The following is a 20,469-nucleotide window of genomic DNA, read 5'->3' on the forward strand; positions in this document are numbered from 1 at the left end:
TATAACGATCCGACCTCGGTTGGCTAAAGTGCAGCTGACACGCATGCGCGCCTGCCCCGCGCCCCGCGTGTCGGCTCATATGCTCCCCGGGTGTTTCGCGAGATTCGACGTCCCCTCGTCTTGGCCGCAGCGGTGGCGCTGACGTGGTTGGCCGCCACCCCGTTGGCGCCGCGGGTGACCGCCGCGGCCGCGCTTCCCCGGCCGGCGCACATCGTAATTGTGGTGGAAGAGAACCGTTCTGAAGGCCACATCATCGGCAGCCCGCAGAACCCGTTCATCAACGCCCTTGCCACCCATGGCGCCAACATGGTGCAGTCGTTCGCCGAAACACATCCCAGCGAACCGAATTATCTGGCGCTGTTTGCCGGCAATACCTTTGGGGTGACCAAGGACTCGTGCCCGATCAACGCCGGCAACGCGCCCAACCTGGGGTCTGAATTGCTCGGTGCCGGATACACATTCATCGGCTATTCCGAGGACCTGCCCGCGGTCGGCTCGCCCGTGTGCAGCGCGGGCAAGTACGCGCGCAAGCATGTGCCGTGGGCCAACTTCGCCAACGTGCCGCCGACGAGTTCGGTGCCGTTCTCCGCGTTTCCGCAGGGCAATTACGACAGCCTGCCGACGGTGTCGTTCGTCATTCCCAACAACGACAACAACATGCACGACGGCTCGATCGCGCAGGGCGACGCCTGGCTGAATCGACAGCTGTCCGGCTACGCCAACTGGGCGGTCGCCAACAACAGCCTGCTGATCGTGACCTGGGATGAGGACGACGGATCCGGTTCGCCAGGCGGCCACAACCAGATCCCGACGATCTTCTACGGCGCGCACGTCCAACCCGGCACCTACAGCGAGCAGATGAGCCACTACAACCTGCTCTCCACCATCGAGCAGATGTACGGCTTGCCCAAGACGGGCAACGCGGCCAACGCTCCCGCGATCGCCAGCATCTGGGCGGGATAGGCCTGCTGGCCCGGCACCGGACCCGGCCCGTTGGCGGGCCGTCGCTATTCTGTGCCGCATGGCTGCTGACCTCGTACCCATCCGCCTGAGCCTGTCCGACGGTGACCGCTACACCGTGTGGGCACCGCGCTGGCGCGACGCCGGCGACGAGTGGGAGGCGTTCCTGGGCAACGAAGACGACCTGTACGTGTTCGAGGCCGTTGCCGACCTCGTCGCGTTCGTGCGTTCCGGCGCCGAGAACGACTTGACCGATCACCCGGCATGGAAAGACCTGACCGCGGCGCACGCGCACAGCTTCGAGCCCGCCGAGGCCAAGCAGTTCGACCTGGTCGCGGTCGAGGAACTGGTGGCCGAGAAGCCGTCCGAGGAGTCGGTGACCACGCTGGCCGGCGCGCTGGCCATCGTGTCGTCGATCGGATCGGTGTGCGAGCTGGCGGCGGTGTCGAAGTTCTTCAACGGCAACCCCAGCCTGGGCACGGTGTCCGGCGGAATCGACCACTTCACCGGCAAGGCGGGCGCCAAACGCTGGAATTCGATCGCCGAGGTCATCGGGCGCAGCTGGGACGACGTGCTCAGCGCGATCGAGGAGATCATCAGCACTCCCGAGGTCGACGAGGCGGCGGTGCAGAAAGCCGCCGACGAGCTGGCCGAAGAACGCGAAGACGAGTCCGAAGAGGAATCCGAGGACGAAGTCGAGGAGACCGCAGCCCCTGACTCGGAGGACGAGTCCGACGGCGAAGACGTCGACGAAGACACGGACGAAGACGACGAAGACGACGAAGAACAGGACGAGGCGGAGGTTCGCGCGCCCGGCGACAGCGTCGTACTCGGTAGCGACGAGGACTTCTGGATGGAGGTGGGCATCGACCCGGTCCGGATCTTGACGAGTTCGGGCACGTTCTACACGCTGCGCTGCTACCTGGACGACCGCCCGATCTTCCTGGGCCGCAACGGACGGATCAGCGTGTTCACCTCCGAGCGCAGCCTGGCTCGCTACCTGGCCGACGAGCACGACCACGACCTGTCCGATCTGAGCACCTACGACGACATCCGCACCGCCGCGACCGACGGATCGCTGTCGGTGGAAGTCACCGACGAGAACATCTACGTGCTCAGCGGGCTGGCCGACGACTTCGCCGACGGGCCGGACGCCGTGGATCGCGAGCAACTCGACCTGGCCGTCGAACTGCTCCGCGATATCGGTGACTACTCCGAGGAGAGCACCGTCGACAAGGCTCTCGAAACGAGCAAGCCGTTGGGCAAGCTGGTGGCCTATGTGTTGGAGCCCGGCTCGGTCAGCAAGCCCGCGACGCCGTATTCGGCGGCGGTGCGGGAATGGGAAGACCTGGAGAAGTTCGTCGAGTCTCGGCTGCGGCGCGAGTAACGCCCGTTTGACGGGTTCCCAAGTCTCCTCTTTACTGGCGGCAGCGTCCGCCGGAGGTCCGCGGCGGCCCGACGGGGAGGTCAACTGAATGTCGCTTCCCGTGATTGGACCGCTGCCGTTCTACGGGTTTCAGCGTCCGGCCCTGTTGCTGTTCGGGCTGATCCCGCTGGCCCTGCTCGCCGTGTACGTCGTCGTGCAGGCCCGGCGCCGACGCCGTCTGCGCCGCTACACCGACGTCGAAGTGCCGCAGTCGTTGTGGCGGCACCTTCCGATAGCCGTGTCGCTGCTCAGCCTGGCGCTGCTGACCATCGCGCTGGGCACGCCCACCCATGACATGCGCATCCCGCGCAACCGCGCGGTCGTGATGCTCGTGATCGACATGTCGCAGTCCATGCGGGCGACCGACGTCGAGCCCGACCGGCTGCGGGCCGCCGAACAGGCCGCCGGCAAGTTCGCCGCTCAGCTGACGCCGGGCATCAACCTCGGACTCGTCGGGTTTGCGGGGACGCCGTATCTGCTGGTGCCGCCGACCCCGCAGCACCAGGCCACCATCGATGCCCTGCCGAAGCTGCAGTTCGGCGACGGCACCGCGACGGGTGAGGCCATCTACACCGCCCTGCACGCGATCGAGGCGACGAACACGACCGGCGGGGACACGCCGCCGCCGGCCCGGATCGTGCTGCTGTCCGACGGCGGCGAGAACAGGCCGACGGATCCCAGCGACCCGCACGACGGCGTCTACACCGCGTCGCGGCTCGCCAGGGACCAGGGCGTGCCCATCTCGACGATCTCGTTCGGCACCAAGGGCGGCAACATCAGCCTGGACGGGGTGCAGGTGAAAGTCCCCGTCTCGACGGACCAGATGAAGAAAATCGCTCAGCTGGCCGGCGGGCAGGCCTACACGGCGTCCAACCTCGACGAGCTCAACAAGGACTACCAAGCCATCCAGAAGGAGATCGGGTATCGCACCGTGGCCGGTCCCGGCGGTTCCGGGTGGCTGCGCCTCGGCGTGCTCACCGCGTTGATCGCCACGGTGTTGGCGCTGCTGATCAACCGCAGGCTGCCTACTTAGCTGCCCACCTGATCGCTCAGGCGGGCAGCCTGCGGTTCAGGAGCAGGCCGGCCAACACGGCGCCGGCCATTACGACCGAACCGAGCAGCAACCACGCCAGGCTCGCGTCGCCCTTCACCGTCTCGTAGCCGATCTGGCGCTGCAGCGTCCCGTAGACCTGCTTCAGCGAATCCAGGCTGTCGGCGTGGAACGCCTGGCCGTCGGTGATCTTGCAGATTTCCTGCAGGGTCTGGTCGTCGACCGGGACCGGAATCGTTGCGCCCTGATAGACGACGGTGCCGTCGGGTGTGCCGAACGAGATCGTCGAGATCTGAACGCCCTCCGCCTTGGCCGCGCGTGCCGCGGTGAACGCTCCCTGGGGGGCGTTGGGGTCCAGCGGCACGTTCTCGGCGCCGTCGGACTCCAGCACGATGCGGGCCGGCGGCGGACCGTCGCCGCCGCCCATCACCGCACCGACCGTCGCGATGGCCTGCAGCGCGGTGAATAGGCCTTCCCCGGTCGCGGTTTTCGGCGCCGGCTGCAGGCCGTCGATCGCGGCCTTGACCGCGCCGCGGTTCGTCGTCGGAGAAACCAGCAGGGTGGCGTTGGCGGCGAACGCCACCAACCCCAGGTTGATCGCCGGCGTCAACTCGTCGGCGAATTGCTTACCGGCTTCCTGCGCGGCGGCCAGCCGGTTGGGAGCCACATCGGTGGCGGCCATCGACTCCGAGACGTCGATGACCAACATCACCACCGCGCGGTTGAGCGGAATCCGGACATCGGTCGTGGGCCCGGCCATCGCCGTCGTCAGCAGCACCAGCGACACGGCGAGCAGGATCGTCGGGATGTGGCGCCACCGGGACAGCTTGGCCGGCGCGACGCGCTCCAGCACTTCCATGTTGGCGAACCGCAGCACGCGCCGCCGCCGGGCGAATTGTTGGACGACGTAGAGCCCTATCACCAGCAGCACGGCCACCAGTAGCAGGAAGAACCAGCCGTGCTCAAAGCCCGTGAGCGACACCGGACCCAGCAGTGGCAACTTCATGCCACGTCACACTATTCACCGAACGTCGACGCTGCACGGCACCCCTGTCACCCAGCGACAAGGTCCCGGCGCTGAGTGAATTTGATGTCGAGACTGCGCAGGTGGGTCTGCAGCCCCGCGTCCTGGACGGGAATCAGGTGGGCGGGCTGATCGGTCTCGTTGAAGTGGGCGTGCCACATGCCCGGCGGGGTGGTGAAGGCACCGCCGGCCTGCCAGTCGACCCGGATCGGGTCGGCGATGTCGCCGCGCTCGTCGAGGCGAGTACCCAGCAGCGAGTAGCAGCCGGCCGGCGGAGCGTCGAGAATGAGATCCAATGCGACCGACTGGTGCCGATGCGGGCGCTGCTCCTGGTTGGGGGGCAGCACGCCGAACATTGCCCACAGGACGTGGGTGATGGTCAGCGTCTGCTCCTGGTTCTGGTTGGCCAGCAGGACGCTGACCCGGCTCTTGTCGTTGGCGCCGGGACGCGAGACGATCTCGTCCAGCTTGGCCACCGCGTCGGTGCGGCAGAACTTGGTCGCGACGAACCTCGGCTCGCGCGCTTCGGCGCCCAGGTAGCGCAGCAGCGGCTCGTCGTGCACCCAGTACATGGCCGCCTCGGAGTCGGCGTAGAACACCGAGCGGGCGCCGGCGGGCAGGGTCAGGAAGTCACCCTTCTCCCACTTGACCAGCTGGCCGTTGACCGCGGCGAAGCCGTGCCCGAACAGCACGTAGTACAGCTGCGAGGTGGCGTTGGGGCTGGTGTCGATCTGCTCCCCGGCGCGGATGCGCACGAAGTTGGCCAGCAGCGCGGGACTGGTCGCAGCACCGGCGATGCCCAGCTCCGACGACAGATCCAGGGGCACGACGCCGGTCGGCTGGTCCAGGTAGACCTCGGGCCCGAACTGCCTGATCGGGACCTGCGGCGCATATCCAGCGCCGATCGGATTGGCGGCCTTGGAGTACTCGAAGTAGCGGGCGTCATCGGCCCAGTCGGCGAACCGGCCCTCGAATCCGTACTCGGCCACATTGGTCATCGGCGCGGGAATCGTCGGGTCCAAATTGACGGACATTGCGCATCTCCTTAAAGCCTATCTGCATCTTGTGTTTGAATCGTATCTATCTTGTATCTCAGTGTCAATCCCGCGCTGGTGTACGGTCATGGACACACTTGAGATACGACTGAGCTACCAGGGGGCGCCGTGGCAGCAAAGGGCGCACAGCCCGGCACGGCCAAGGACCGCGCCCTGGAGTACGTCAAGACCCAGGTGCTCACCGGTGCGTTTCCCGGCGGCGAACTGATCAGCGAGGGCGACATCGCCACCGCGCTGGGCATGTCGCGGACTCCGGTGCGCGAGGCCTTCTTGCGCATGGAGGCCGAGGGCCTGCTGCGGCTGTATCCGCAACGTGGGGCGCTCGTCGTCCCGGTCTCATCCGACGAGGTCCGTTCGGTCATCGAGGCCCGGTTGGTGCTGGAGCAGTACGCCGCCCGCAAGGTGGTCGGACGTGGCCCGGCCGTGTGCGCGGCGGTGTTCGAGCGGCTGTCGGCCGAGTTGGACCGGCAGCGCGATGCCGCGGCGGCGGCCGATTGGCGGGAGTTCCTGGACTCCGACCGGTCCTTCCATGCCATCACCCTGGACGAGTCGCAGAACGCGATTTTGTCCGGGTTCTACTCCTCGCTGCGCGATCGGCAGATGCGGATGATCGGTGAATCGGCACTGCGCGAACCGGATCGAGTCGCGACGATCATGCACGAGCACCTCGCCATCGCCGAGGCGTTGCGCGACGGCGATCTGCCGCGGGCGCTGCAGGCCGTGCAGACCCACCTCGCCAGCACCGTGCGTGCCATCGGCCTCGCCATCGACGCGTCGTTGATCTGACTTTTCGCGGACCTGGCCGACACGATCACCCGCTCGTGCCAAAACCGTCCAAACGCCGTCCTGCCGTGCTAGAAATCCCTTCTAGGGTCAACCTCTTCGGGCGGGGGTTTAACCAAGAGCGCGTGTTTATTGGTCCTCGAAAGGCAACGACGCCATGGACTTCGGGTTGCTCATGCCGGAGATCAACTCCGGCCGTATGTATGCCGGACCCGGGTCGGGCCCGATGCTGGCCGCCGCGGCGGCCTGGGACGAACTAGCCGCTCAGCTCGAATCATCTGCCAGCGGCTACTTTTCGGAAGTCTCGGGTTTGACGGGCCAGACCTGGTTCGGCCCGTCGTCGATGCGAATGGCCGCCGCCGCCACGCCCTATGTGGCCTGGCTGCAGGCGGCCGCCGCTCAGGCCGCCCAAACCTCGGCGCAGGCGTACGCGGCGGCAGCGGCCTACGAGGCGGCCTTCGCCATGACGGTGCCCCCACCGATGATCGCGGCCAACCGGGCGCAGCTGATGGCGCTGGTCGCGACCAACTTCTTCGGGCAGAACACCCCGGCGATCGCGGTGACCGAGGCCCAGTACGGCGAGATGTGGGTGCAAGACGCCACCGCCATGTACACCTACGCCGGCGACGCCGAGGTCGCGAGCACCCTGGCCCCGTATGACGAGGCCCCGCAGACCACCAACCCGAACGGGCAGGCCGATCAGGCCCGCACGATGGCCCAGAACGCGGGCAATCTCACCAGCGCGCGCACCCAATCCCTGGTGCAGCAGGTAACCACCAACACCACCGGGCCCGGTGGCATCGACTACACGCCGGTCGGCGACCCCGATCCCTCCATCCCGCCCGGAACATCTGCGAACGTGCCGCCCCTCAGCATCGTCTCCGTCGGGACCAACAGCCACATGATCGTCAACGCCGGCTCGGTCACCATGGCACCCACCGGCGCCGCCGGATTCTTCGAAGTCACTGCCAATTTCGGCTCGTCCATCACCCTCAACCCTGGCAGCCTCTTCACCGCCGGTCCAGGATGGACGGCGGGGGGCGGCGTGCCATTCCCCGTCGGCCCGGTCACCGTTGGCCCCGGAGGCCTCACGCTGACCCCCCGGTTTGCCATCGGGGCCCTCGGCTTCCTCAACGCGGGCTCCGTCACGCTCGGTCCTGGAACCGGCATCATCACCGTGAACGACACCGCCATCGGATTTGCCGGCCTCTCCGGCGCGACTCTCACCAACGCCGCGGGCACCGTCAGCTACATCCCGTCACCCGCGTTGGCTACCGCGGCCAGCTCGCCCGGGCTGGCCGGAACCGCCGGAATTCAACCCCAACTCAACGCCGACGGGCTCGCGGACTGGGGCCGCCGCGTGGCCTCCGCGCTTCTCCCAGAAGAAGCCGCGGCCGCTGCATTGGGATAAGCCGGTAGCGTCGAACCATGAAGCGCAGCATCGTCGCAGGACTGGCCGCCGTGCTGATGGCCGCAGGATTGGTCACCGCGGCGCCGCCGGCCAGCGCCGGCTGCCAGTACGGCGGACCGATCATCAGCAAATGCGACGGACCCATCCAGCCCGACGGCACCTGGCAACGTTGCGTGGTGACGAAGAATCTGGTGGCCAACGGCGCCAGTTCCTTCTTCGTGCCGGAACGGCACTGCGATGTGATCGGCCCGGGGGGTCTCGACCCCCACATCGACGGCTGAGGTTTGTCGGAGCCGCTCGATATACTCGAACACATGTTCGATGATGCTTCAAGCTTGCTCTTCCGCATCGCCGACGCGGCGCGGGCCGAAGCCCAGGCCGCAGCTGAGCGCCTGCTCGCGATCGGCGACCTGTTCAGGTTGCGGTTGGCCCAGCACGGCGACCGCGCGCAGTGGGCGGCCGACACCAGCGATGCGGTGGCTGCCGAAATCGCCGCCGCGCTCGGCACCAGCGTGGCGATGGGGCACAGCAATCTGCGCTACGCCCGCGCCATGCAGGAACGGCTGCCGGGGGTGGCCGCCGTTTTTCGGGCCGGAGACATCGACTTCCGGCTGTTTCGCACGATCGTGTTTCGCACCGACCTGATCGTCGACGCCGAGGCGTTGGCCGCCGTGGATGCGCAGCTGGCAATCAAAGCGCCGCGCTGGCCGTCGATGACCAGCTGGAGGCTCGCGACCGAGATCGATCGCGTGGTCACCAGGGTCGACCGCGACGCGGTGCGTCGATCGCGCGAGTATGCGGCGGACCGATATTTCGAGGTCACCGCGATGGACCCGGGCATGGCGCTGATCAACGGCACGGTTTTCGCGACGACGGGGCAAGCCCTCGATCGCCGGCTCGACGAACTCGCCAAGACGGTGTGCGTCGACGATCCACGCACGATCGGGCAGCTGCGCGCCGATGCGTTGGGCGCACTCGCGGCCGGCCGGGACCGGCTGATGTGCGGGTGCGGCGGCGCCGACTGCCCGGCCGGTTCGGCGCCCCGGCAGCCCAACTCCGTGGTGATTCACGTGGTCGCCGACAGCACCACCGTGGCCGGGTCCGGTGCGGCTCCGGGATTCCTCTACGGCGACGGCATCATCCCGGCCGAGATTGTGCGTGAGCTGACGAAATCGGCCAAGCAGCAGCCGATTACAACACCGACTACACCGGAATCCGGTTATACGCCGTCCCGGGCGCTGACGGACTTCGTGCGGGCCCGCGACCTCACCTGCCGGGCCCCGGGTTGCGACCGGCCGGCTACCGAGTGCGATATCGACCACACCGTGCCCCATGGCGACGGCGGTGCCACCCACCCGTCGAACCTCAAATGCCTGTGCCGAAAACATCACCTGCTCAAGACTTTCTGGGGCTGGCGCGACCAGCAATTGCCCGATGGCACCATCATCTGGACCCTGCCGGGCGAGCACACCCACGTCACCACACCCGGCAGCGCGCTGCTCTTTCCGAGCCTGTGCGCCAACGGGGCGCCGCTGCCTACCTTTGCGATGCCGGACACGCAGTGCGACAACCGCGAAGCGATGATGCCGCTGCGGACCCACACTCGCGCGCAGAACCGCGCCGCTCGCATCGCCACCGAACGCCAGCACAACCGAGCCTCCCGCGAAGCCCGCAAAAAGCGTTGGGAATATGCCCGCGTTGGATCGTCCGACGACGACGAACCGCCACCGTTCTAGCCGATCAGTACCGCGTACCGCGGCTTGATCACCTCGTCGATCAGCGCGAGCCGCTCGTCGAACGGAATGAACGCCGACTTCATCGCGTTGATGGTGAACCGCTCGAGATCGCTCCACCCGTAGCCGAAAGCCTCTACCAGCCGGTGCATTTCGAGGCTCATCGTGGTGTCGCTCATCAGCCGGTTGTCGGTGTTGACGGTGACCCGGAACCGCGCCCTGGCCAGCAGATCGAAGGGGTGGTCGGCGATGCTCTTGACCGCGCCGGTCTGAACGTTCGAGCTCGGGCAAAGTTCCAGCGGAATTCGCTTGTCGCGCAGGATAGATGCCAGCCTGCCCAACTCGACGCGGCCGCCCTCGACGATCTCGATATCGTCGACGATGCGCACCCCATGGCCGAGCCGGTCGGCGGCACAGAACGCGATCGCCTCGTGAATGGACGGCAGACCGAACGCCTCACCGGCATGAATAGTAAAGCGCGCGTTGTGATCTCGCATGTATTCGAACGCGTCCAGGTGACGCGTCGGCGGGTAGCCGGCCTCGGCGCCGGCGATGTCGAACCCGACAACTCCCCTGTCCCGGAAGCGAATTGCCAGCTCGGCGATCTCCCGCGACATCGCGGCGTGGCGCATCGCGGTGACCAGAAGACGCACGACGATCGGACGTCCCGCCGCCGCAGCGGCCTTCTCCCCGGCGGCGAAGCCCTCCAGCACGGCGTCGACGATCTCGTCGAAGGACAACCCGCGGTTGATGTGTAGCTCTGGCGCGAAACGGATCTCGGCATAGACCACGGAGTCGGCGGCCAGGTCTTCGACGCACTCGTAGCCGACGCGGAACAACGCCTCGGGCGTTTGCATCACGGCCACGGTGTGCGAGAACGGCTCCAGGTAGCGCTCCAGTGAGCCGCTGTGCGACCGGGTGCGAAACCAGGTCGCCAGCTCGTCGGCATCGGTGGCGGGCAGCTCGTCGTATCCGATCTGACCGGCGATCTCCAGCACCGTCGACGGGCGCAGGCCCCCGTCGAGGTGATCGTGCAGCAGCGCCTTCGGCGCTTGCTGGATCTGCCGCAGCTCCAGCGGGGCGCTCACGAGGCGATCCCGATGATCAGGGGTCGCGACGCCGGTGCCGTATCGCCCACGCTCCACCCGCCGTCCAGCTCGGCCAGCGCGGCGCCGAAGCGTTCGGGGCCGTCGGTGTACAGAGTGAACAACGGCTCGCCGGCCACCACGGGCTGGCCGGGACGACGATGAATCCTGATGCCGGCGCCGGGTTGCACCTGCCCACCCGGACGGGATCGACCCGCGCCGAGTCGCCAAGCTGCCAGCCCCACTGCCATAGCGTCGATGTTCCCCATTGTGCCGCTCCGCGCGGCGATCACGGTCTCCGAATGTGAACCGATTGGCAACGGTACCGACAAGTCGCCGCCCTGAGCCGCGACCAGCCCGCGGAATCGGTCCATCGCGGTGCCATCGCGCAGCGTCTGGGCGGGATCGCGGCCATCGATCCCGGCCAGCTCGAGCATCTCGGCGGCCAGCCGCACCGTCAGCTCCACCACGTCGGGTGGCCCGCCGCCGGCCAGCACCTCGAGCGCCTCGGCGACCTCGAGCGCATTGCCGACCGTCGCGCCCAGGGGCGAGTCCATGTCCGTCAGCACCGCGCGCGTCGGCACGCCGTGGGCCGCGCCCAACCCGACCATGGTTTCGGCCAATTCGCGGCACTGCGCCTCCGACGCCATCAGCGCCCCCTCACCGACCTTCACGTCGAGCACCAGCGCGCCGATGCCCTCGGCCAGTTTCTTGCTCATGATCGAGCTGGCGATCAACGGCAAGGAGTCGACCGTGGCGGTGATGTCGCGCAGCGCATAGAGCTTTTTGTCGGCAGGCGCCAGTTCACCGGCCGCGAAGATTGCCGCCCCGATATCGCAGAGTTGTTGTCGCACTTGTTGTTTGGAGATTCCCGCGGTGAATCCCGGGATGGATTCCAGCTTGTCCAGGGTGCCGCCGGTATGGCCAAGACCGCGGCCGGAGACCTTGGGCACCGCGCCACCGCAGGCGGCGACGATGGGCACCAACACCAGCGTGGTCTTGTCTCCGACCCCGCCGGTCGAATGTTTGTCCACGGTGGCCAACGGTTTACCGTCGACCCGCAGATCGCTGAAATCCAGCCGGTCGCCCGACGCCAGCATCGCCGCCGTCCACCGGACGATCTCGCCGCGGTCCATGCCGCGCCAAAAGATCGCCATCAACAGCGCGGCCATCTGCTCCTCGGCAACGCGGCCATCGGTATAGGCGGCGATGACCCAGTCGATCGCGGCATCGGTCAACCGGCCCCCGTCGCGCTTGGTCTTGATGACGGTCGGGGCGTCGAATGCGAAGTCGGTCAAGGACGTTCCCGGGCGAGGTCGTCGGCGTCGAACGGATCGGGCAGCAACTCTTCGAGGCGGCGGGGACCGGCCGGATGCGCGATCAGCAGGTCGCGCCCACCGTGCTCGAGCAGGACTTGGCGGCATCGCCCGCACGGCATCAACAGCGCTCCCTGTGAGTCAACGCACACCAGGGCAATCAACCGGCCGCCACCGGTCGCATGCAGGGCAGACACCACACCGCATTCGGCACAGAGACCAAGGCCATATGAGACATTCTCCACATTGCAGCCGGTGACCACGCGGCCGTCGTCAACCAGCGAGGCCGCACCCACGGGAAATTGCGAATACGGGGCATAAGCTCCCGCTGCTACCTGTATTGCTTTGTCCCGCAACAAATTCCAATCAATATCCGGCATACCGCAACCCCAATCACCGATGGGCCCAGTCGAGAAAGCCACCCTAACCCTGGCACGAAAACACCGTTCACGAAATGGTGTTGGCTGGTTCCGGACGCATCGTTGCCGGGCTAAGCTCGATTGCCCGGCTTTAGTTTCGCGGACAACATGAGGACCCGGTTTGAGCACAGAGGCGACGACCGCAGATTCGGCATTACCGACACCGCAATCGGAGTCGTCACGCAAGCGGCGGCCACCACGGACCCTGTATCGGGGAGATCCGGGGATGTGGTCGTGGGTGCTGCATCGCATCACCGGCGCGACGATCTTCTTCTTCCTGTTCGTGCATGTCCTGGACACCGCCCTGGTCCGGGTCAGCCCGCAGACCTACAACGAAGTGATCGCCACCTACAAGACGCCGATCGTCGGCCTGATGGAGTTCGGCTTGGTCGCCGCGGTGGGATTCCACGCACTCAACGGGATCCGCATCATCTTGATCGACTTCTGGGCGGAAGGACCCCGCCACCAGAAGACGATGTTGTGGGTCATCGCCGTCGTCTATCTGTTGGTCATGGTGCCCGCGGCGGTGGCCATCGGCATTCACATGATGGAGCACTTCCGATGAGCAGCCCGGACCTTCAGCTCGGCCGCGGCGAGGTGGCGCCGGTTCTGCAGCGCAGCCGCGACCGCCCGCCCAGCCTGGACAATCCGCGCTCACCGCGGCGGCGCTCCGGCATCCCCAACTTCGAGAAATTCGCGTGGCTGTTCATGCGGTTTTCCGGCGTCGCGCTGGTGTTCCTGGCGATCGGGCACCTGTTCATCATGCTGATGTGGGAAAACGGCGTGTACCGCATCGACTTCAACTACGTCGCGCAACGCTGGGCATCGCCGTTCTGGCAATTCTGGGACCTGTCGCTGCTGTGGCTGGCGCAATTGCACGGCGGCAACGGCCTGCGCACCATCATCGACGACTACAGCCGCAAGAACAGCACCCGGTTCTGGCTGAACAGCCTGCTGCTGTTGTCGATGGGGTTCACCTTGGTGCTGGGTACCTACGTGCTGATGACGTTCAACCCCGATGTCGGAGGCTGACGCATGATCCAGCATCACAAATACGACGTGGTGATCGTCGGCGCGGGCGGTGCCGGAATGCGGGCGGCCGTCGAGGCCGGACCCCGGGTTCGCACCGCGGTGCTGACCAAGCTCTACCCCACGCGTAGCCACACCGGCGCCGCGCAGGGCGGCATGTGCGCCGCGCTGGCCAACGTCGAGGACGACAACTGGGAGTGGCACACCTTCGACACCGTCAAGGGCGGTGACTATCTCGCGGATCAGGACGCCGTCGAGATTATGTGCAAGGAAGCCATCGACGCGGTGCTCGACCTGGAGAAAATGGGGATGCCGTTCAACCGCACCCCCGAGGGCCGGATCGACCAGCGCCGCTTCGGCGGTCACACCCGCGACCACGGCAAGGCCCCGGTACGCCGGGCCTGCTACGCCGCGGACCGCACCGGCCACATGATCCTGCAGACGCTCTACCAAAACTGCGTCAAGCACGACGTGCAGTTCTTCAACGAGTTCTACGCGCTCGACCTGGTACTCACTCAGACGCCGAGCGGCCCGGTGGCCACCGGCGTGGTCGCCTACGAGCTGGCCACCGGCCGTATCCACGTCTTCCACGCCAAGGCCATCGTGCTCGCGACCGGCGGCTCGGGCCGCATGTACAAGACGACCTCCAACGCGCACACGCTGACCGGCGACGGCATCGGCATCGTGTTCCGCAAGGGACTTCCGTTGGAGGACATGGAGTTTCACCAGTTCCACCCGACGGGTCTGGCCGGGCTGGGCATCTTGATCTCCGAGGCGGTGCGCGGCGAGGGCGGTCGGTTGCTCAACGGCGAGGGCGAGCGCTTCATGGAGCGCTATGCCCCGACGATCGTCGACCTGGCGCCCCGCGACATCGTGGCCCGCTCGATGGTGCTGGAGGTCCTGGAGGGCCGCGGCGCCGGTCCGCACAAGGACTACGTCTACATCGACGTCCGCCACCTGGGCGAGGACGTGCTGGAATCCAAGCTGCCCGACATCACCGAGTTCGCCCGCACCTATCTGGGCGTGGACCCGGTCAAGGAGCTGGTGCCGGTCTACCCCACCTGCCACTACGTGATGGGCGGCATCCCCACCACCGTTACCGGACAGGTGTTGCGGGACAACACATCTACCGTCCCGGGCCTGTACGCGGCCGGTGAGTGCGCGTGCGTGTCGGTGCACGGCGCCAACCGGCTGGGCACCAACTCACTGCTGGACATCAACGTCTTCGGCCGCCGCGCCGGCATCGCCGCGGCCGGCTACGCGCAGGGCCACGACTTCGTCGACATGCCACCGGAACCCGAGGCGATGGTGATCGGCTGGGTGGCCGACATTCTGTCCGAGCACGGCAACGAGCGCGTCGCCGACATCCGTGGCGCCCTGCAGCAGACGATGGACAACAACGCCGCGGTGTTCCGCACCGAGGAGACACTTAAGCAGGCGCTCACCGACATTCACGCGCTCAAGGAGCGCTACTCCCGAATCACCGTGCACGACAAAGGGAAACGATTCAACAGTGACTTGCTGGAAGCCATCGAGCTGGGCTTCTTGCTGGAGCTGGCCGAAGTCACGGTCGTCGGCGCCTTGAATCGCAAGGAGTCCCGCGGTGGCCACGCCCGGGAGGATTACCCGAACCGCGACGACGTCAACTACATGCGCCACACGATGGCCTACAAGCAGAGCAGCGAGCTGTTGAGTGACATCGCGCTCGACTTCAAACCCGTCGTGCAGACGCGCTACGAACCCAAGGAGCGGAAGTACTGATGTCTGTCGAAGCACCTGACGCACCAGAGGCCCTGCCCGGGGAGCCGCCCCTGCCGCAGGTTCCGGACGGCGCGGTGATGGTGACGTGCAAGATCGCCAGGTTCAACCCGGACGACCCCGATGCGTTCGCGGAAACCGGTGGCTGGCAAAGCTTTCGGGTTCCTTGCTTGCCCAGCGACCGGTTGCTCAACCTGCTGATCTACATCAAGGGCTACCTGGACGGCACGCTCACCTTCCGGCGATCCTGCGCCCACGGCGTGTGCGGATCCGACGCGATGCGGATCAACGGCGTCAACCGGCTGGCTTGCAAGGTGCTGATGCGCGACCTGCTGCCCAAAAAGTCGGGCAAGGCGCTGACCATCACGGTCGAACCGATCCGCGGGCTGCCGGTGGAGAAGGACCTGGTGGTCGACATGGAGCCGTTCTTCGACGCCTACCGCGCGGTGAAGCCTTACTTGATCACCACCGGCAACCCGCCGACCCGGGAGCGGATCCAAAGCCCGACCGACCGGGCCCGCTACGACGACACCACCAAATGCATCCTGTGCGCGTGCTGCACCACCAGTTGCCCGGTTTTCTGGAGCGAGGGCACCTACTTCGGCCCCGCCGCGATCGTCAACGCGCATCGGTTCATCTTCGACAGCCGCGACGAGGCCGCCGGTGAGCGCCTCGACATTCTCAACGAGGTCGACGGCGTGTGGCGCTGCCGCACCACGTTCAACTGCACGGAGTCCTGCCCGCGTGGCATTCAGGTCACGAAGGCGATCCAGGAGGTCAAGCGCGCGCTGATGTTCTCGCGCTGAGAGCACCGGCGTTGTACTCGGCGACCAGGTCCTCGACCACGCTCAGCCAGGACTGTTCGTCGACGCAGAGCTGGCTGGCGGTGAGCACCAGACGGTCGGGTTCGCCGGGCAGCAGGGAGGCCGCGAACAACCTGCCGGTGTGCATATCGAAGCTGGCCAGCTGACGCGCGACGACGTCGTCGACACTGCCGCCTGGGGGTTCCACGCCCCACGCCCAGCCGCCGCCCGGACGCGTCATCCAGATGTTCAGCCTCGACTCGAACACGGTGCCAAGGTCGGGGTGAGCTGCGAAAACCGCGTCGATCGCGGCGCGCAGTCGCGGCTGGTCCAGCCGCGACTCGGCGACCAGCACCTCGGTGTGGGTGGCAGGCTCGATGTCTTCCAGGCGGGGCGGCTCGTCGAAGAAGCAGTAAGTCATCGGCACAGACTTACTGGCGATCCTTAATGGATTCTTGGAAAATTCTTGGGATCAAGATCGCCTCAGTCGGTCACACTTGGCAGAGCTGCGTCGTCTGAGGGGTATGACACAGAAAACACGGATCGCGCCCCTACCACCCAAGAGCGCCGGACTGATGACCCGCGCCATGTACCGGATCGCCAAGCGCCGCTACGGCCAGGTTCCCGAACCGTTCGCGGTGGCCGCGCATCATCGCCGGCTGATGGTCGCCGGCGCCGTGCACGAAACCCTGATCGACCGGGCGTCACGCACGCTGCCGGTCAGCGTGCGCGAGCTCGCGGTGTTCTGGACCGCGCGCGCCATCGGCTGCGCGTGGTGCGTCGACTTTGGGGCCATGCTGCAACGCCTGGACGGCCTGGACATTCAGCGGCTCAAGGAGATCGACGACTACGCCACCTCGGCGGCATTCACCGACGACGAGCGCGCCGCGATCGCGTACGCCGACGCGATGACCACCGATCCGCACACCGTCACCGACGAACAGGTGGCCGACCTGCGGGCCCGTTTCGGCGACGCCGGGGTGATCGAGCTGACCTATCAGATCGGGGTGGAGAACATGCGGGCCCGGATGAACTCGGCGCTGGGCATCGCCGAGCAGGGCTTCAATTCCGGTGACAGTTGCCGCATTCCGTGGGCGAGCGCCTAGCCGCGCAGCGGGGAGCCGCTGAATTTGTCGGGGTTGGCGATATCCCATAGCGCGCAGACCTTTCCGTCGCGCACCGTCATGGCCGTGATCCGCGGCAACATCTCCCGATAGCCGTCGCTGGCGGGGCAGCCGGGTGTGTACATCCCCAGTTCGCCGTTGATCAGCCCGAATTGATGCACGGTATACATCGCCGGGCCGTAGCGTTGCGCCAGGCCCTGGATGAACCGGATGACCTTGTCGGCCCCGTGGATGACGTTGATTGCGGTGGGCGCCTTGCCATTCGAATCGCCGGTGAACGTCACGTCCGGATGCAACAGCGACACCACGGTTTCCAGGTCGCCCTCGGCCATCGCCGCGAGCAACTTGCCGACCACCTCGGCGTGTGACGGATCGGGTTTTGGCGGTGGCTGGTCCGCGACGGCCTTGCGGGCCCGTGACGCCAGCTGCCGGGCGGCGGGCTCGTTGGTGCCCAGCACCTCGGCAATTTCCGAGAATGGCATCGAGAACCCGTCGTGCAATACGAACGCGACCCGCTGATCCGGGGACAGCCGCTCCAGCACCACCATCGCCGCGAACCGGGCATCCTCGCGGGCCACCACGGCGGACAGCGGATCGGCGCCGTCGAAGCCGGTCACCACCGGCTCGGGCAGCCAGGTGCCGGTGTAGGCCTCCCGGCGGTGCGCGGCCGAGCGCAACCGGTCCAGCCCCAGCCGGCTCACCACGGTGGTCAGCCAGGCCCGCAAATCGGTGATCGCCTTGTCTTGTTTGTCCCAGCGCAGCCAGGCTTCCTGGACGATGTCTTCCGCGTCGGCCACGGTGCCCGTCACCCGGTAGGCCACCGCCATCAAATGCGGCCGCAGCGCTTCGAAGTCGGTGACCTGCGTCGCGGTCATGTCCCGAGCCTATTCGCATCTTGACCAATACCGTGCGCGCATTGGCCAATGACTAGGCGGTCTCTAACGCGACAGTGAAGGTGGAGGAAACGCGTCGAGTACCGAGGGGTAATCATGACGGAGCGATTGGCAGGCAAAGTCGCGTTCATCACCGGCGCCGCGCGCGGACAGGGCCGTGCGCACGCCGTGCGATTCGCCGAAGAGGGCGCGGACATCATCGCCGTGGACATCTGCCAGCAGATCGACACCGTCGCCTACCCGCTGGGCTGTCCCGAGGATCTGGACGAGACCGTCAACCTGGTGGAGAAGACCGGGCGCCGCATCGTCGCCGAGCAGGCCGATGTCCGGGACTTCGCCCGTCTCGAGTCGGTGCTGGCCAACGGGGTGGCCGAGCTCGGCCGCCTCGACTTCGTGCTGGCGAACGCAGGTGTGGGGCCGGGCATCGGCCTCGATGAGCCGACGGTGGATTCCTATGTCGATGCGATCGACATCATGCTCAACGGCGTCTACGGCACGATCGAAGCGGCCCTGCCCCATCTGCTCACCCACGGAGACGGCGGAGCGATCGTCATCACCAGCTCGGCCGCGGGTTTCAAATCAATCGCGCGCGATTTCGGGAACCGGAACCCGGGTCTGGCCGGCTATACCGCGGCCAAACACGGGGTCATCGGGTTGATGCGCTACTACGCGACGACGTTGGCGGAGAAGGAGATTCGGGTGAACTCGGTGCATCCGACCGGGGTGGCGACGCCGATGACTCAGAACGAGATGATGGATGGCTTCCTCCAGCAGAACCCGACCCTCGCGGCGGCCTTCACCAATCTGTTGCCCGTCTCGGTGATCGACGCCGAGGATGTCTCCGAGGCAATGCTCTACCTGTGCGCGAAGTCCGGCCGCTACATCACCGGCACGACGCTGACCGTGGATGCCGGAATATTGCTCAAGTGATTGCCGCCCGTGGCGTTACGCTCACGGACACCATGACTGACAATCTTTGGCTGCACTTCGCCCGGCACGGCGCGGGCATCACGCCGCCGATCATCACCCGCGGCGAGGGCGTCACCATCTACGACGACCGCGGCAAGAGCTACCTGGACGGGCTGTCCGGGCTGTTCACCGTGCAGGTCGGCCACGGCCGCACCGAACTCGCCGAGGTCGCGGCCCGGCAAGCGAGCACGCTGGCGTTCTTCCCGCTGTGGGGATACGCCACCCCGACCGCAATCGAGCTGGCCGAGCGCCTGGCGCAGTATGCGCCCGGCGACCTGAACCGGGTCTTCTTCACCACCGGTGGCACCGAGGCCGTCGAGACCGCGTGGAAATTGGCCAAGCAGTATTTCAAGCTCACCGGCAAACCCGGTAAACACAAGGTGATTTCGCGTGCGATCGCCTACCACGGAACCACCCAGGGCGCGCTCGCAATCACCGGCCTGCCGCGCTTCAAGGCGCCGTTCGAACCGGTCACGCCGGGCGGCTTCCGGGTGCCCAACACGAACTTCTACCGCGCGCCCGAACCCTTCGGTACCGACGCAAAAGCCTTCGGGCAGTGGGCCGCCAACCGGGTCGCGGAGGCAATCGAGTTCGAGGGACCCGAGACCGTGGCCGCGGTGTTCCTGGAACCGGTGCAGAACGCCGGCGGCAGCATCCCCGCTCCCCCAGGCTATTTCGAGCGGGTCCGGGAGATCTGCGACACCTACGACGTGCTGCTGGTCTCCGACGAGGTGATCTGCGCGTTCGGCCGGATCGGCTCGATGTTCGCCTGCGACGACATCGGCTACGTGCCCGACATGATCACCTGCGCCAAGGGCATGACGTCGGGCTACTCGCCGATCGGCGCGATGATCGCCAGCGAGCGGTTGTTCGAGCCGTTCAACGACGGCGAGACGATGTTCCCGCACGGGTATACCTTTGGCGGCCACCCGGTTTCGGCTGCCGTCGGGCTGGCCAACCTCGACATCTTCGAGCGCGAGGGCATCAACGACCACGTCAAAACCAACGCGCCCGTGTTCCGCGCCACCCTGGAGAAACTGTACGACCTGCCGATCGTCGGCGACGTCCGCGGCGAGGGCTTCTTCTACGGCGTCGAGCTGGTCAAGGACCAGGCGACCAAGCAAACCTTCTCCGAGACCGAACGACGCTCGCTGCTGGGCCAGGTGTCGTCGGCCCTGTTCGAAGCCGGGTTGTATTGCCGCACCGATGATCGCGGCGATTCCGTCGTCCAGCTGGCGCCGCCGCTGATCAGCGGTCAGGCCGAGTTCGACACCATCGAATCGATCCTGCGCGGCGTGCTCAGCGAGGCGTACACGCGGCTCTAGCGGTACCGGTGGCCATCACCAGCTGGCGGGCGTGCGCCGCGCTCGGGTTGCTCACGAACCGCGACAGCGAGTTGCACAACCAGGCGAGCGCGGACCGCGCGTCGGGATCGTCCATGGTGTCGCGATGCACCTCCAACTCGGCCAACACCTGGTCGAGTCCGGTGCGCCGTACCTGGGTCGACTTCTCCACCTGCTTGAGCAGCTGTTCGAGCGATCGCGGCGAGGTGCCAGACCCATTGGCACCATCCCGGCGCCGCCATTTCGACCACAATCGCTCGTTTGAAATGGCACACCCTTTTCGACGT

Annotated in this window: 20 protein-coding genes and 2 pseudogenes; 14 read left to right on the plus strand and 8 right to left on the minus strand. The window is 66.7% G+C overall.

Going from position 1 to position 20,469, the window contains the following annotated elements:
* The first annotated feature begins 132 nt into the window (after positions 1-132).
* The 3 genes from LMQ14_RS22090 to LMQ14_RS22100 all read left to right on the plus strand — a co-directional run bounded on the left by LMQ14_RS22090 (position 133) and on the right by LMQ14_RS22100 (position 3,419).
* Positions 133-963 (plus strand): alkaline phosphatase family protein, encoded by an 831-nt coding sequence (locus tag LMQ14_RS22090; protein ID WP_420714709.1) that lies wholly within the window; start codon positions 133-135, stop codon positions 961-963.
* 58 nt (positions 964-1,021) lie between these two features.
* On the plus strand, positions 1,022-2,347 hold the full coding sequence (locus LMQ14_RS22095; RefSeq protein WP_267731705.1) for a primosomal protein: 1,326 nt from the start codon (positions 1,022-1,024) through the stop codon (positions 2,345-2,347).
* Between the two features lie 88 nt (positions 2,348-2,435).
* Entirely contained in the window at positions 2,436-3,419 is a 984-nt protein-coding gene (locus LMQ14_RS22100) for a VWA domain-containing protein (RefSeq protein ID WP_267731706.1), read from the plus strand.
* A 16-nt stretch (positions 3,420-3,435) separates the two neighbouring features.
* Here LMQ14_RS22100 and LMQ14_RS22105 read toward each other — a convergent pair whose 3' ends face one another.
* Both LMQ14_RS22105 and LMQ14_RS22110 read right to left on the minus strand, forming a co-directional pair.
* Positions 3,436-4,443, minus strand: coding sequence for a VWA domain-containing protein (locus LMQ14_RS22105; RefSeq protein ID WP_267731707.1), 1,008 nt, complete (start codon positions 4,441-4,443; stop codon positions 3,436-3,438).
* Positions 4,444-4,490: 47 nt separating this feature from the next.
* Positions 4,491-5,495, minus strand: a complete 1,005-nt coding sequence (locus LMQ14_RS22110) for a cupin (protein ID WP_267731708.1) — start codon at positions 5,493-5,495, stop codon at positions 4,491-4,493.
* A 129-nt stretch (positions 5,496-5,624) separates the two neighbouring features.
* Here LMQ14_RS22110 and LMQ14_RS22115 point away from each other — a divergent pair, with 129 nt between their 5' ends.
* The 4 genes from LMQ14_RS22115 (at position 5,625) to LMQ14_RS22130 (ending at position 9,446) form a co-directional block, all read left to right on the plus strand.
* Complete coding sequence (locus tag LMQ14_RS22115; protein WP_267731709.1) at positions 5,625-6,302, plus strand: GntR family transcriptional regulator; 678 nt, start codon at positions 5,625-5,627, stop codon at positions 6,300-6,302.
* A 154-nt stretch (positions 6,303-6,456) separates the two neighbouring features.
* The gene (locus LMQ14_RS28185) at positions 6,457-7,710 is read left to right on the plus strand and encodes a PPE family protein (protein WP_324291075.1); all 1,254 of its coding nucleotides are present in this window, start codon (positions 6,457-6,459) and stop codon (positions 7,708-7,710) included.
* Positions 7,711-7,727: 17 nt separating this feature from the next.
* Positions 7,728-7,991 (plus strand): CDGP domain-containing protein, encoded by a 264-nt coding sequence (locus LMQ14_RS22125; RefSeq protein WP_267731710.1) that lies wholly within the window; start codon positions 7,728-7,730, stop codon positions 7,989-7,991.
* A 33-nt stretch (positions 7,992-8,024) separates the two neighbouring features.
* Positions 8,025-9,446 (plus strand): HNH endonuclease signature motif containing protein, encoded by a 1,422-nt coding sequence (locus LMQ14_RS22130; protein WP_267735633.1) that lies wholly within the window; start codon positions 8,025-8,027, stop codon positions 9,444-9,446.
* Here the strand turns inward: LMQ14_RS22130 and LMQ14_RS22135 are convergent.
* From LMQ14_RS22135 to LMQ14_RS22145, 3 genes are read right to left on the minus strand one after another with little or no spacing between them, the layout of a single operon-like run.
* On the minus strand, positions 9,443-10,531 hold the full coding sequence (locus LMQ14_RS22135) for an adenosine deaminase (protein ID WP_267731711.1): 1,089 nt from the start codon (positions 10,529-10,531) through the stop codon (positions 9,443-9,445). The genes LMQ14_RS22130 and LMQ14_RS22135 overlap by 4 nt on opposite strands.
* Positions 10,528-11,826 (minus strand): thymidine phosphorylase, encoded by a 1,299-nt coding sequence (locus tag LMQ14_RS22140; protein WP_267731712.1) that lies wholly within the window; start codon positions 11,824-11,826, stop codon positions 10,528-10,530. Before LMQ14_RS22140 ends, LMQ14_RS22135 begins: the two co-directional genes overlap by 4 nt.
* The gene (locus LMQ14_RS22145) at positions 11,823-12,224 is read right to left on the minus strand and encodes a cytidine deaminase (protein ID WP_267731713.1); all 402 of its coding nucleotides are present in this window, start codon (positions 12,222-12,224) and stop codon (positions 11,823-11,825) included. Before LMQ14_RS22145 ends, LMQ14_RS22140 begins: the two co-directional genes overlap by 4 nt.
* A 265-nt stretch (positions 12,225-12,489) precedes the next feature.
* Between LMQ14_RS22145 and sdhC the strand changes: the two genes are divergently transcribed.
* The 4 genes from sdhC to LMQ14_RS22165 are packed head-to-tail and all read left to right on the plus strand — an operon-like array spanning position 12,490 to position 15,856.
* Entirely contained in the window at positions 12,490-12,828 is a 339-nt protein-coding gene (sdhC, locus tag LMQ14_RS22150; RefSeq protein WP_267735634.1) for a succinate dehydrogenase, cytochrome b556 subunit, read from the plus strand.
* Positions 12,825-13,295 (plus strand): succinate dehydrogenase hydrophobic membrane anchor subunit, encoded by a 471-nt coding sequence (locus LMQ14_RS22155; RefSeq protein WP_267731714.1) that lies wholly within the window; start codon positions 12,825-12,827, stop codon positions 13,293-13,295. Before sdhC ends, LMQ14_RS22155 begins: the two co-directional genes overlap by 4 nt.
* A gap of 3 nt (positions 13,296-13,298) precedes the next feature.
* Positions 13,299-15,053: a succinate dehydrogenase flavoprotein subunit gene (gene sdhA / locus LMQ14_RS22160; RefSeq protein WP_267731715.1), complete on the plus strand. Its 1,755-nt coding sequence runs from the start codon at positions 13,299-13,301 to the stop codon at positions 15,051-15,053.
* Positions 15,053-15,856, plus strand: a complete 804-nt coding sequence (locus tag LMQ14_RS22165) for a succinate dehydrogenase iron-sulfur subunit (RefSeq protein ID WP_267731716.1) — start codon at positions 15,053-15,055, stop codon at positions 15,854-15,856. The genes sdhA and LMQ14_RS22165 overlap by 1 nt, the downstream gene beginning before the upstream one ends.
* On the opposite strand, the gene LMQ14_RS22170 is transcribed toward LMQ14_RS22165, so the two are convergent.
* Complete coding sequence (locus tag LMQ14_RS22170) at positions 15,828-16,274, minus strand: hypothetical protein (protein ID WP_267731717.1); 447 nt, start codon at positions 16,272-16,274, stop codon at positions 15,828-15,830. The genes LMQ14_RS22165 and LMQ14_RS22170 overlap by 29 nt on opposite strands.
* A 70-nt stretch (positions 16,275-16,344) precedes the next feature.
* Between LMQ14_RS22170 and LMQ14_RS22175 the strand changes: the two are divergent.
* Positions 16,345-16,959 (plus strand): annotated as a pseudogene (locus LMQ14_RS22175) (carboxymuconolactone decarboxylase family protein); the annotation flags it as partial.
* Here LMQ14_RS22175 and LMQ14_RS22180 read toward each other — a convergent pair.
* A pseudogene (locus tag LMQ14_RS22180) lies at positions 16,916-17,852 on the minus strand (sigma-70 family RNA polymerase sigma factor). The pseudogenes LMQ14_RS22175 and LMQ14_RS22180 overlap by 44 nt on opposite strands.
* A 114-nt stretch (positions 17,853-17,966) precedes the next feature.
* Between LMQ14_RS22180 and LMQ14_RS22185 the strand changes: the two are divergent.
* Together LMQ14_RS22185 and LMQ14_RS22190 are read left to right on the plus strand one after the other, a co-directional pair.
* On the plus strand, positions 17,967-18,800 hold the full coding sequence (locus tag LMQ14_RS22185; RefSeq protein ID WP_267731719.1) for a mycofactocin-coupled SDR family oxidoreductase: 834 nt from the start codon (positions 17,967-17,969) through the stop codon (positions 18,798-18,800).
* Positions 18,801-18,832: 32 nt separating this feature from the next.
* Positions 18,833-20,164 (plus strand): aspartate aminotransferase family protein, encoded by a 1,332-nt coding sequence (locus LMQ14_RS22190; protein WP_267731720.1) that lies wholly within the window; start codon positions 18,833-18,835, stop codon positions 20,162-20,164.
* Here the strand turns inward: LMQ14_RS22190 and LMQ14_RS22195 are convergent.
* Positions 20,139-20,435: a hypothetical protein gene (locus tag LMQ14_RS22195; RefSeq protein ID WP_267731721.1), complete on the minus strand. Its 297-nt coding sequence runs from the start codon at positions 20,433-20,435 to the stop codon at positions 20,139-20,141. The two genes, LMQ14_RS22190 and LMQ14_RS22195, sit on opposite strands and share 26 nt — an antisense overlap.
* Between the last annotated feature and the right edge of the window lie 34 nt (positions 20,436-20,469).

The sequence above is a fragment of the Mycobacterium sp. Aquia_213 genome (assembly GCF_026625985.1).
Classification (GTDB): Bacteria; Actinomycetota; Actinomycetes; order Mycobacteriales; family Mycobacteriaceae; genus Mycobacterium.